Annotated in this window: 8 protein-coding genes; 4 read left to right on the plus strand and 4 right to left on the minus strand. The window is 62.4% G+C overall.

Going from position 1 to position 11,912, the window contains the following annotated elements; genetic code table 11:
* Positions 1 to 507 precede the first annotated feature (507 nt).
* On the minus strand, positions 508 to 855 hold the full coding sequence (locus HU230_RS18410; RefSeq protein ID WP_176530434.1) for an HMG-box domain-containing protein: 348 nt from the start codon (positions 853 to 855) through the stop codon (positions 508 to 510).
* Between the two features lie 790 nt (positions 856 to 1,645).
* Between HU230_RS18410 and HU230_RS18415 the strand changes: the two genes are divergently transcribed.
* Positions 1,646 to 2,326, plus strand: coding sequence for a Crp/Fnr family transcriptional regulator (locus HU230_RS18415; RefSeq protein WP_092115160.1), 681 nt, complete (start codon positions 1,646 to 1,648; stop codon positions 2,324 to 2,326).
* A gap of 1,364 nt (positions 2,327 to 3,690) precedes the next feature.
* Here HU230_RS18415 and HU230_RS18425 read toward each other — a convergent pair.
* The 3 genes from HU230_RS18425 to HU230_RS18435 form a co-directional block, all read right to left on the minus strand.
* Entirely contained in the window at positions 3,691 to 4,830 is a 1,140-nt protein-coding gene (locus tag HU230_RS18425; RefSeq protein ID WP_176530433.1) for an amidohydrolase/deacetylase family metallohydrolase, read from the minus strand.
* Between the two features lie 59 nt (positions 4,831 to 4,889).
* Complete coding sequence (locus HU230_RS18430; RefSeq protein WP_176530432.1) at positions 4,890 to 6,848, minus strand: cyclic nucleotide-binding and patatin-like phospholipase domain-containing protein; 1,959 nt, start codon at positions 6,846 to 6,848, stop codon at positions 4,890 to 4,892.
* Positions 6,849 to 6,970: 122 nt separating this feature from the next.
* Positions 6,971 to 8,122, minus strand: coding sequence for a zinc-binding dehydrogenase (locus HU230_RS18435; RefSeq protein ID WP_176530431.1), 1,152 nt, complete (start codon positions 8,120 to 8,122; stop codon positions 6,971 to 6,973).
* Between the two features lie 235 nt (positions 8,123 to 8,357).
* On the opposite strand from HU230_RS18435, the gene HU230_RS18440 reads away from it, so the two are divergent.
* The 3 genes from HU230_RS18440 to HU230_RS18450 all read left to right on the plus strand — a co-directional run bounded on the left by HU230_RS18440 (position 8,358) and on the right by HU230_RS18450 (position 11,643).
* Positions 8,358 to 8,885 carry a hypothetical protein gene (locus HU230_RS18440; RefSeq protein WP_176530430.1) on the plus strand — a complete coding sequence of 176 codons (528 nt, stop codon included), beginning with the start codon at positions 8,358 to 8,360 and terminating at the stop codon, positions 8,883 to 8,885.
* Between the two features lie 434 nt (positions 8,886 to 9,319).
* Entirely contained in the window at positions 9,320 to 10,876 is a 1,557-nt protein-coding gene (locus HU230_RS18445; protein WP_176530429.1) for an FAD-dependent monooxygenase, read from the plus strand.
* Between the two features lie 149 nt (positions 10,877 to 11,025).
* On the plus strand, positions 11,026 to 11,643 hold the full coding sequence (locus tag HU230_RS18450) for a PilZ domain-containing protein (RefSeq protein ID WP_176534971.1): 618 nt from the start codon (positions 11,026 to 11,028) through the stop codon (positions 11,641 to 11,643).
* Positions 11,644 to 11,912: the final 269 nt, after the last annotated feature.

Consider the following 11,912-nt stretch of genomic DNA (forward strand, 5'->3'; position numbering starts at 1 on the left):
AACAATGAGACTGATCTTAGGCCCATTGAAGCGACCGTACTGAGAAGCCAGGCCGCCTCACGTTGAGGGCTATGGACAGAGACCTTAAGTGAGCGGTCCCGGCCGGGCTTGGGGGCTGAAAGCCGGGACCGCCCGGATCAGGCACGCCCCAGCAGCGGAAGGCACGCAACCATTCTAACGGTTCCGATTCCTCGAGGGTTCCAAAGAGGAGCCATGCAGAGACAACGACGTTGGGTTAAGCAGATTCATTCTCTTGAAGCGCGCCTTGCGAGGAAGCCAAAGACCTGCGAGGGCGCGCCAACCAACTTCCACCAGATCCAGAACGAGAGTCGCGGCTGCGGAGAACGGCACGATGAAGCCGCCGCCCACATGACTGAGTGGCTGGCATCTCCCGGACTAAGATCAAATGAAAAGTGAGCAATTTTGCTCAGACGAGAGCTAAGCCGTGTGCTGATCTAACATACCGGAGATTGCTCTATCCGGGGCTAGCACAACGCCACCAGGCATTCATTCAGCTTGGTGGCGTTGTGAGCCCACCTCGGTAATGAGTTGTCCCGCATATATTTGCATTCGGCCCTGCGTGGTCATTCGCAGCCGGCCCGATAGTTCGACCATGTAACCCATAGCGATCAGCCGGGCGCTATGTTCGGCCGGGATCACTGCTGGGGGACTGGTTACGGCAGATGTGCTGCCGACTATAAGCAAGGACGCAAACTCTTCCGGGCTAAGCGGTTTCTTTTTTGAGGCCATGATTTGAGTATGTTCATGTCTTGGCAGTTCCGGATGTTCAATTTCGAACACATCAGCAAATAAGGCCCGCCTCAGTTGGTGACCTCTTTCATTTCTTGATGCCATGCCATTTCGCCTCTTGGCCCGAAGCAACAATTGTCGCGGTTCAGCGTCATGTCCGGAGTTGTGGGTAGACCGGAAGCAACTGCTCGGCTGTCAAATCGACGCGAATGATCCAACTCGGACATTGCGTGCTGTAGGCACCGATTCTGTCCCACAATATAATGACCCGGAACAAGTTTTGTTCGGGGGTCTTGACGCTACATGGATCGCCTTCCTGCCCAAGGCATCCTGCTTAGACGGCCTCAGTGTCCCCACATTGGGGCCGTCTTGCTGAACGAAATTTTCAATAATAGTCAATATTGACCATCTCCGGATTATTGCGTCGGGCAAGGCTAGCTCCATCGCCGTCCGCAATAGGTAGTCATCGGCGACAGAGAGATCGGTAATGCTCCCGCCCAATGCAGGGGATGCATGATGTCATCTATCCAGCCAGATCCACTATACAGCCGCGCGGAGATCGGAATTCTTCCGTGCTCCAGGTGCGGCAAGCCTGTGCGGTTGGCTTGCATCGAGCCTGTTCAACCCGGTCATGAAGTCCGTACCTTCGAGTGCCCGGAATGCAAGACGACTGGAAGCTTTGCAGTTGCGATCTAGCCGCCACTCTAGGCGGTGTCTGCGACCTGTTGGGTCCGGCTCGGGCTTGGTCTGCTGACCGCTCGATTAGCTTATCGGCAGCCGGGTACTCCCTCGCTCATCCGGGCTGCGAAGAGCCTCTTTGTGCGGCACTTTCACTTCGAACGTCGGCGACTGAATGGTAAGCTGGACGTCCCACCACGCTCGGACGAAACGCGACATGCCAGAAAAGACCAACCACGCAATATTTGATCCAAAGGAGTTTCTCGCCAAGGTAGGAGAAGGGAAGACCATCCTTGAGTTTCGCAAGGATGAGATCGTCTTTGCGCAGGGCGACGTGGCAAATACGGTTTTCTATATCCAGAAAGGCCGGGTCAAGGTTGTTGTCATATCAGAGCAAGGCAAGGAAGCCGTGGTCGGCATTTTGGAGGCCGGCCAGTTCTTTGGCGAAGGCTGCATGAACGGCCATTCGCTGCGTATCGCGACGACGACAGCGATGGAGGAATGCCTGGTGACCGCGATAACGAAGACCGCCATGATCGCGGCATTGCACGATGAACCCAAGTTTTCGGAGCTGTTCATAGCCTATCTGCTGACCCGCAACAGCCGGATTGAAGAGGACCTGATCGATCAGCTCTTCAACTCCAGTGAAAAACGGTTGGCGCGCCTGCTACTCCTGCTGGCGAATTTCGGCAAGGAGGGCAACCCTCAACCGATCAGTCCGAATATCAGCCAGGAGACATTGGCCGAAATGATTGGAACGACGCGATCCCGCGTCAGCTTCTTCATGAACAGATTCCGCAAGCTCGGCTTCATCAGCTACAACGGAAAAATCGAGGTCAACAGTTCATTGCTGAACGCAGTCTTGTACGACAAGCCCGAGATCAAGCGCGAACTGTAAAACGATAAAATCGCGCCTCAAGCGTCACGGGCCAACGCCAACCGCCGCGTCGCTAGGGGCGACTAAACTCTTCAGAGCTAGTTGCACGGACGCGCCGGGCATCGCACAGGCTCCTCCCGAGATTCGGAAGAACCAGAGCGTAAGTTGTCGCTGGTGTGTTCGATCTGGATGAAGTGATATCCGTGGCTGACCGTTGCTACGGCCACACTCGGCGGTTCTCGCTTCAAGGCATTTGTCCCAATTTGAATCCGGGAGCGTCGTAGTTCGCTAACGGTGCGTGAACTATTGCCGAATGTGAGCAAAACGGAACAGCGGGCGGTATTGTGAAGGTTCCATGCTGCGCTTCATCATCACTCCCTCGGTATCTACCAGTGACTGAGAGTTCTGTGACGCTCCCGTCTGAACGAAAGCGAAGCATCCATGATCAGCCGTCGACCAATTTGCGCCGTGTGCCAAACAGGAACCATGTGGGCGCGGGTTACATCCGGCCCTATGGGCCTCGACATCCGGACGTGCGAATGCTCTGCGTGCGATCACGTCCATCAGACTGCGGTCGAACAAATCGACCCGCTGAACTCCCTCAGAACGAATGCATGGCTTCGGGGACAACTCCAAGCGCCGGCGTAGCGGCTGCACTTAATTAGGCCGGATATTCGTATGAAGGCTTGGAGTGCGCGGGCCATGGCGCCAATCTCGCGCCCCCGTATTGTTGATTATGGCGATGCGGCGCTCAGGATCGCGCGAGTAACTGAGTGGAGTCTGGCCCTTTTTTGGAAGTGGTGGCTCTAGACGTGGTGCCCGCTGTTGGGGGAAGACCGGAATAGCTTGACATGGATCAAGAGCACCATCGAGGAACCCGGGTCAGTGTGGAAACACTCAAGCCAAAGTAAAGCCGCCTCAGAAGGCGGCAAAGAACCCGATCAGGAGAAGAGCATGAAAACGCTAACGGTAGTCGGCGCGGCCCTCGGGGCAGCAATATTGTGTTTATCTCCCGTTTCGCTTCACTTGTCGCCTGCGGGAACTGTCGTTATCTCCGTGGACAAAGCTGACGCTCGTGTCGGTCGCCCGCTCACACCTGGCAGCGTCGCGGGGGTCAATAGGCGAGTGCATCGGCGCGCGTACTACGGAGCTGCGGCAGGTGCGGCTGCCGTCGGAGCAGCGGCCACTGGAGCGTACTATCACGGCCGACGCTGCGGTTACTATCCATATCCGCCGTGCTGAGACCGTCAGATCCAGCGGCAATGAGGTGGTCGAACAAGTCCGCCGGGCTTCCGGTTTTGGGCCCAAAGCCGAGATTCATTCATTCCGGCATCGATGTCGCCTTCTTGAGGGCAAAGCGCTCGCGGGTCTTGTGAGTAACGGCGCTATCTCGGGTGCCACCAGCGTCCGCCGATCACGACGCCTTCGGATGCGATCTTGCGATCGCCGGTCAGGTGTTCGCCGACCACGTCGACATAGTCGAACTGCCCTTGCCTGATCGAGAGCAGCGTGGCGTCGCCGACGCTGCCCGGCTTGAGGCTGCCTAGCTCGGGACGCCGCAACGCCATCTCGGCGTTGACGGTGGACGCCGCGATCACGTCCGGCAGCGACATCCCCATGCAGAGGAATTTCGACATCGTCGTCACCTGGTCGAAGGCTGGACCGTCGATGCAGAGCTGATGGATGTCGGAGGAGATGGCGTCAGGGTAGAAGCCGTTGGCGAGCATCGCGCGTGCGGTCTTGAAGGCGAACGAGCCCTTGCCATGGCCGATGTCGAACAACACGCCGCGCTCGCGCGCCTCCAGCACCACCTTCTTCACCGTGCCCTGCGCGGTCGCCGGCGTGTTGGGGAACGGTCGGAACGCATGCGTCAGCACATCGCCCGGGCGCAAGCGCGCGAGCACCTCCTCGTAGCTCGGCGGCGGATGGTCGATATGCGCCATCAAGGGCATGCCGACCTGCTCGGCAACCTCGAGCGCGATCTCGAGCGGCACCAGCCCCGAGGTACCCGAGGCGTGCAAGCCGACCCGCACCTTGATGCCGACGATGAGATCGCGGTTCTCGTCCGCCACGCGCGCCGCGTCGACCGGATTCATCAGCCGCAATTCCTCGCTCTCGCCGACCATCACGCGGTCCGAGAAGCCGAAGATGCCGGCATGCGAGACATGCAGATAAGCGAGGATGCGAACCTGGCTCGGCTCGATCACATGCTTGCGGAAGCCGGCGAAATTGCCGGGACCGGCGCTGCCGGTGTCGACCGAAGTGGTAACGCCGGAGTTGCGGCAAAATTCCTCCGCGTCGATGCCGAGCGAGGTGCCGCCCCAATAGACATGGGTGTGCAGGTCGATGATCCCGGGCGAGACGATCAGCCCCGAGACGTCGCGGACCTCGGTCGCGGGATCGGCTTTCAGCTCCCGGCCGACCGCCGCGACCTTGCCGGCGGCAAAGGCGACATCGGTCACCGCATCGAGCTTTTGCGACGGGTCGATCACCCGTCCGCCGCGCAGAATCAAATCGAAAGGCATCGTCATCTCCGGATTTCAGTCCGGCACGATGGTCGACTTCGGCGCCGCCTGCAAGACGTTCAGCCGACGCGGGCCTGATGGGAGACCGGCGCGGTCTCGGTCGTCGTTTGATCCGTGCTGTGGGCCGCGGCCATGTCCGCACCCTTGTCCGCAGCGCTGCCCGCAGCCTTGGCCGGCGCGACGATGGCAGCAATGGCCGGATCATGCGCCGCCTCCGAGGCAGCAATGGTCTCTTGCGCCCAGCGGTACGAGGATTCGAAGATTTCCTGATGGCGGTCGAAATCGGTGACGTCAACGCCATCGGGCGTCGGCGGGCGCATCACCAGGTCGAGCGGCGTGGTCGGCAGCGTATCGTAGCGCTGATGCGCGACGAGGCTTCGCCACAACACGTTGACGGCGCTCGGCGCGGCCGGGAGCGATTTTCGCCGGAACGGCATCAGCAGGGATGCGAGCAGCTCGAACCTTCCCGGCAGCGCGGCATAGTCGACGTCGAACATCTCGGTCGCCGGCTCGCCGAAATGCACCACCAGGTTCGGTCCGCTCTTCATCTGATGCATTTGCGCCAGCGGAACGTTGTCGACGAGGCATCCGTCGACCAGCATCGAGCCGTCTTTGGTATAGAACGGCGGCAGCAGGCCGGGGATGGCGCTCGATGCCCGCACCGCTTGCCAGAGCAGGCCGGTCCTGATCAATTCGAGACTGTGCGTCGACAGGTTGGTCGCGACCGCCGCGAACGGCCGCCAGCAATCCTCGATCCGGCAGTTGTGGCCGTACTGATCGGCAAGCGCCCGATCGAAGGCCTTGTGGTCCAGCAGCGCATAGCGCGGCCAGGTGGGGCGGCGGAAGCTGCGGCTGGAGACGAAGATCTCATGGGTGCCGCGCTCGAGATGCTCGGCGTCGTAGTTCTTGGCAAAGCCCGCCGCCATCGCCGAACCGACGCTGGTGCCGACAAAGATGTCGAACATGGTGCCGCGCTCGCGAAACGCCTTGTAGATGCCGACATGCGCGGTGCCGAGGCTGCCGCCGCCGCCGGCGACAAACCCGACGGCGCGGCCGCACAGGAAACGAACCAGGCTCTCGATATCGATCTGGTCCTCGAGCGCGACATGGTGATGCATGAAGCAAGGCAGCCGAGCCAGCCAGGCCGCGGTGCCGCTGACCTCGTGTTGCCTGATATCGTGAACACGAACCAGGCGCCGCGCCGACGCCGGATGCACTCCGCAGGCGAAGCTCTCGATCTCGGTAAGAACCGGCGGCGGAGCATCACCGCGGCAGGCGAACACCACGAGGTCGGCCTGGCGAATGGTCTTGCGCGCCCATTCAGATGCTTCCGCACCACCGAAATAAGCCACCAGCGGCGCGTCATACTCGATCCGGTTGAGCCAGTCGGCGACCTCGGACGAGTCCAGCGCGCGGCCGGGAAACATCGCCTGAATGCGCGCGAGATCGACAATCTCGGCGCCTGCTGCGGCAAGGCTCAGGCGCAGCCTTTGTTCAAAGGCAGCCGGCACCGGCTCCCGTCCGCCTGCAATCAGCGCGACGGTGCGCGCCTTTGGTGACGCCCGGACGGGCAACAGGCGCGCGGTCTGGATGGCAAACCGCTGCGCAAGCGCGGCAAGCAGCGCCTCGACGATGCCAGGCGCTTCCTGCACCAGCCTCGCATAGGCCGCCCGCGTCAACACCAGCACGCTGGAATCGCGGATCGCGATCACGTTGGCCGTGCGCGGGATGTTGGCGAAGAAGCCGATCTCGCCGACCAGCTCGCCGGCGCGAAGCTCCGCGATCGGCTCGGGATGATCGATCCGGTGCACTGCGAGCGCGCCGTGCAGCACCAGGAACAATGCGTCCGAGGCGCCCCCCTGCTCCACCAGCAACTCGCCACGCACCAGGTCGCGCCTGGTCATCGCGCCAAAGGCGATCAGCCGCTGCTCCGTGCTGAGCGTTCGGAACAGCGCGAAGTCCTCGGACAGGTTCCCCCACGCAAACGTTGCGCTCGGCGGCACACGGTTCGATTGCATGGGCGGATGTTAGCGCCGGGCCGTCGTCCCGGCGAGCGATATCAGGCCGGTCCTGACGGCGCCCCGGCCCGCATTCCTTGGGAGCACTGCAACAGGAATAGCGACGCTTCCACTGGCCTGCATCACCCGACCAGACCCGGCCACGGCACGATGGTCGACTTCACCGTCTTCATCGCCATCGCGTCCGCCACCGCGCGCGCGACGCCGTCCTCGGTGAACGGATAGATCGTCTGCATGTCGAGCCACGGATATTTGTTGCGCGTGCGGTAGAGCATGTCGACGCCGAGCGGCAGGTCGTTGCCGGTAAAGCCCCAGGAGCCGAGCACGTTGAGGTCCTTGGTGCAGATGCGGTGCCACGACGTATTGATCGAGCCGGCGTCGGTGAACTGGCCCATCTCGACATAGGTGCCGCCGTCGCGCAGCATCTCGATGCCTTCGGGGCCGGCGGTCGGGTGGCCCGAGCAATCCATCACGAGATCGGCACCGAAGCCGCCGACGATGTCGCGCACCGCCTTGATGCGCTCCTCCGGCGTCTTCAGCTGCTCGATATCGACGGTCGCCTCGGCGCCGAACTCGCGCGCCAGCGCCAGCCGTGGCGTTTCCGGCGCGCCGACGCAGATCACGCGCCCTGCTCCCATCTCCTGCGCGGCCGCGACCGCGAGGATGCCGATCGGCCCGGAGCCCTGGATCACCACGGTGTCGCCCCAGCTGAAGCCGCCGGCGCGGGTGGCGCGGTTGAAGGCGCGAATGCAGGACGTCAGGGGCTCCGACAGCGCGCCCAGCCGCAGCGACATGTCGTCGGGCAATTTGTAGATCTTGGTGCCGGGCAGCATGTCCAGATCGACGTAGACATATTCGGCCCAGCCGCCCCACATGTGCGGCGCCTTGTCGAAGCCGAGATAGCGGCCGTAATACACCGGCGTCAGGCACTTGTTGGCGCTCTCGGGATAATGGATGCAGTAATAGCAGCGGCCGCACGGCATCAAGGGCGGGATCATCACCTTCGATCCCACCTGCAGCGGCTTGCTCATGAAGTCTTCGGTGAATTCCGGGCCGCATTCGACGATCACGCCGCCGAGTTCGTGGCCGAGCGTGAACGGCCATGGCAGCGGCTTCGGCCAGTGTCCCTTCAGGATGTGCAAGTCGGTTCCGCAAACGCCGCAGGCGCCGACCTTGATCAAGGCCGCCTTTTTGCCGACATCCGGCCATGGCACGGTCCGGATTACAGGTTTGGCTCCAGGTCCGTCATGCGTGCAGACGCGGATCTGCTCCATCGGTTCGCTCTCCCTGTCCTTGTCATTGGGCCGGATTCGGCCGCACCGACTTTAGGTCAGGACGATCGGGATGTCATGAACGCCTGTCATGAAGGCCTTCATGACAGACCCTGGCGGGACGACGCGCTTCAAGTCTTGACGGGAGTATTTTTCCGCAAGGAAGCATCGCAAAGAACCGTTGATTGTGAACGCAACTGAGGGCCAATAGGCTGGTAGCATTGCGGGGAACGACACCATGAATCCTGGTATCGAAGGCATCGTCGGCATGTACGTCAAGCTGGGCGAGCTGGACACGCTGCAACGAATGAAAGAGCATCGGCAGAACCTGCTCGACCAATGTGTCGACACCGCGCATTTCAGCTTCGACGTCACGCGATCGATCTACAAGAGCGACCTCGAGGTGATCGAAGCCGGCATCGAGAGCCTCTCGGGCGAGGTCACCGGCCATGTCGACGTCTTCAACGAGAACAGGATCGCCGGCTGGGCCTTGTACGACCAGCACCCCGACAAACGAGTCACGATCGATATCTATTTCAACGGCGATCATGTTGCCGAAGTCGTCGCCGATCAATTCCGCAAGGATCTTCTTAAGCTCAACAAGGGCGATGGGCACCACGGCTTCATGCTCGAACCGCCAGCCGGCTCCTATCAGCCGCCTTTGCAGCTCGAGATCCGCGCGGCGAAACGCAAGGTGCTAAAGGCCGTGACGGTTGAGCCACCGGCGGTGCCGGCCGAACCGGCCATGGACGCCGAAGCCAAGTAGCCCGCCGCGTCGCCTGCGCGCGGAGATCGTCGGGAAGGCCCACGATGTGGTCGGAGTGCAGATGGGTGATGAAGTGCGCCGTGATCGCGCCGATCGAGATCTTCTTCTGGAACAGGTGGATGGTCGAACCGCGCCCGACGCTCGCACCGGAACATCGCGGCCGTGCGTTGTTCCCATAACCTGCACGCACAGATCGCCATTGCCGAGCGGTCGCGATGCCGCTATATCGCCCCTGTCGGAAAAGGCAGACTTGGTTTGGTAAGCCCAAGTCCTTTCGAAATCGAAGTCGTTTCGAAAACGAAAGCTCTGGTCTCCTGCTGCGTGCATGAGATCCCCACGACGAACACCGGACGCCGTCGAAGCGTCCATTGTTCGTCCGTGTGGTTCTCAACCCGACGAACCGCTCCGGTCGAACATCGACAAAGGAGCAGTTCATGCACAACCACCACCCCCTTCCCCATGATGCCGTAATCGCCGGCGCCGGCCCCGTCGGCCTGCTGCTCGCTTGCGAGCTGCGGCTCGCAAAGCTCTCAGTCCTGGTGCTCGAGCAGACCGCGGACCCGCGCTCGCCGTTGAAGCGGCTGCCGTTCGGCATGCGCGGCCTCTCGGCGCCCACCATCGAGGCCCTCTATCGTCGCGGGATGCTGGACGACATCGCGGCGCCGCAGCGTACGAAAGATGGCTTGGACCGCAACGCATCGAACGGCGCGCACTGGATGCAGCAGCCGCGCCGCCCGGCGGGCCATTTCGCTGGCATCCAGTTTTATCACGACGATATCGACAGTTCGAAATGGTCCTATCGCCTGCCGGGTCCGGCCGGCACCCGCATGGCGGTCGACATGGAGTCGCTCGAATCCGCGCTCGCCGCGCGCGCAATCGCGATGGGCGTCGAGATCAGGCGCGGCGCGGGCGTCGAGGCGTTCGATCAGTCGGATGACGGCGTCACCATTCGCGCCGGTGGCGAGACCTTTCATGGACGCTGGCTGGTCGGTTGCGACGGCGGCCGCAGCACGGTGCGCAAGGCCGGCGGCTTCGAATTTGTCGGCACCGATCCCGAGTTCACCGGCTATTCGGTCGAGGTCGAGATTGCCGATCCGGACACGCTCTGCCCGGGCCGCCACTACACGCCGACCGGCATGTATACCTACGCGCGTCCCGGCACCATCGCGATGGTCGATTTCGACGGCGGCGCCTTCCACCGCACCCAAGCAATCACGCGCGAGCATGCGCAGGCGGTGCTGCGCCGTGTCTCCGGCACCGACGTGACATTGACGGCCCTCCAGCTTGCCACCACCTGGACGGATCGCGCCTGTCAGGCGACGGCATACCGGAGGGGACGCGTGCTGCTCGCCGGCGACGCCGCACACATTCATTCTCCGCTGGGCGGCCAGGGGCTCAATCTCGGGCTTGGCGATGCGATGAATCTCGGCTGGAAGCTCGCCGCCACGATCCGCGGCAACGCGCCGGCCGATCTGCTCGACAGCTATTGCAGCGAACGGCATCCGGTGGGCGCGCAGATCCTCGACTGGTCGCGCGCCCAGGTCGCGCTGATGCGGCCGAGCCGGAGTTCGCGTGCGCTCGAAGCCATCATCCGCGATCTGATCGCGACACCCGACGGCGCGACATATTTTGCCGAGCGCGTGTGGGGCGTTTCGCTGCGCTACGATCTTGGCGGCGGCCATCCGCTGGTGGGCCGCAGCGCGCCCGACTTCGCGCTCGCCAGCGGGAAGAGGCTCGGCGAACTGCTCAGAGACGGGCGCGGCCTGCTACTCGACTTTGATCCGCGCTCTCCTCTGCGCGCGCTGGCCGAGCGTTGGCGCGGGCGGATTGGCTATGTCGCAAGCGATGCCGGGGATCGGCTGGGTTTGAACGCGGTGCTGGTGCGTCCCGATGGGTTTGTGGGTTGGGCCACAGACATCGAACCGGATCTGGAGGAGACTGCTCGAGCCGCAACGCGATGGTTCGGAGAATCTGACGCGGCATCTGCATGAGCCTAACGCCCCTGGGTGCGGCGCACGTGAACTTCGCTTGTCGCTCTCGTTCCGTGTCCGGGTTCCCTTTCACAACCGTAACGCCCCGTTAACCCTATCAGCCTTAGGGTCGTCGGGGCTCCGAATGGACGGTGGCCGGGTTTGTCGTGATGTCGTTTGCACAGAAGAAAACTAGCGCCGTCCCCGTTGCCGAGGAGCGGCGACGCTTCCAGCGCGTCAAGGTGCACCTGCTCGGCCGCTACATGCTGCCCGACCGGCGCGAGTTTCCCTGCCAGATTATCAACATGTCCCCGGGCGGCCTCGCGCTGCTTGCGCCCGGCATCGGCAATGTCGGCGACCGCGTGATCGCCTATCTCGACCATATCGGCCGGGTCGAGGGCCGCATCACCCGCATCATCGACAACGGCTTTGCGATGACGATCGGCGCCACCGCGCGCAAGCGCGACAAGCTCGCCGCCCAGCTCACCTGGCTCGCCAACCGCGACATCCTCAATTTGCCCGAGGATCGCCGCCACGACCGTATCGTGCCGCGCAACCCGATCGCCCTGCTCACCCAGGAAGACGGCTCGCGGATGACCTGCCGCATCATCGACCTTTCGCTGTCTGGTGCTGCGATCGCCGCGGAGAACCGCCCGCCGCTGAAGTCGCTGGTGATGCTCGGCAGGGTGCAGGCCCGCGTGGTGCGAAATCTCGAGGAAGGCTTCGCGCTCGAGTTCGTCCACGAGCAGTCGGCGGAAACGCTCGAAGAGAGCGTTACCGCGAGGTAAAGCGAAAAACCGCTCAAGACCCCGTTTTCAGCCCGCGAAGGCGGCCTCCGGTGCACCGGTGGCCGCCTTCGGCGCGTTTGGCGCAGTAAAATCGGCGGTTAACGGCCAGAACGTTTGAGGCAACAAACCGTGCAGGCGCAGCGTTTGCCGCGTTAATAGATAAAATTTGAATCAATTGCAGATGTTTCAAATTTTACGCGAATTCGATTCAAGTAAAGATCGAATTCGCCGCAGCTTTTACCAGTATTCGCGTCAAATCTACTTCGCGC

It is taken from the genome of Bradyrhizobium quebecense, from assembly GCF_013373795.3.
Classification (GTDB): domain Bacteria; phylum Pseudomonadota; class Alphaproteobacteria; order Rhizobiales; family Xanthobacteraceae; genus Bradyrhizobium; species Bradyrhizobium quebecense.

Excerpts from the sequence above, each read along its gene's own strand:
- HU230_RS18450 (WP_176534971.1), top strand. The coding sequence starts at position 11,026 with ATGTCGTTTGCACAGAAGAAAACTAGCGCCGTCCCCGTTGCCGAGGAG.
- HU230_RS18435 (WP_176530431.1), bottom strand. The coding sequence starts at position 8,122 with ATGGAGCAGATCCGCGTCTGCACGCATGACGGACCTGGAGCCAAACCT.
- HU230_RS18440 (WP_176530430.1), top strand. The coding sequence starts at position 8,358 with ATGAATCCTGGTATCGAAGGCATCGTCGGCATGTACGTCAAGCTGGGC.
- HU230_RS18445 (WP_176530429.1), top strand. The coding sequence starts at position 9,320 with ATGCACAACCACCACCCCCTTCCCCATGATGCCGTAATCGCCGGCGCC.
- HU230_RS18415 (WP_092115160.1), top strand. The coding sequence starts at position 1,646 with ATGCCAGAAAAGACCAACCACGCAATATTTGATCCAAAGGAGTTTCTC.
- HU230_RS18430 (WP_176530432.1), bottom strand. The coding sequence starts at position 6,848 with ATGCAATCGAACCGTGTGCCGCCGAGCGCAACGTTTGCGTGGGGGAAC.
- HU230_RS18425 (WP_176530433.1), bottom strand. The coding sequence starts at position 4,830 with ATGCCTTTCGATTTGATTCTGCGCGGCGGACGGGTGATCGACCCGTCG.
- HU230_RS18410 (WP_176530434.1), bottom strand. The coding sequence starts at position 855 with ATGGCATCAAGAAATGAAAGAGGTCACCAACTGAGGCGGGCCTTATTT.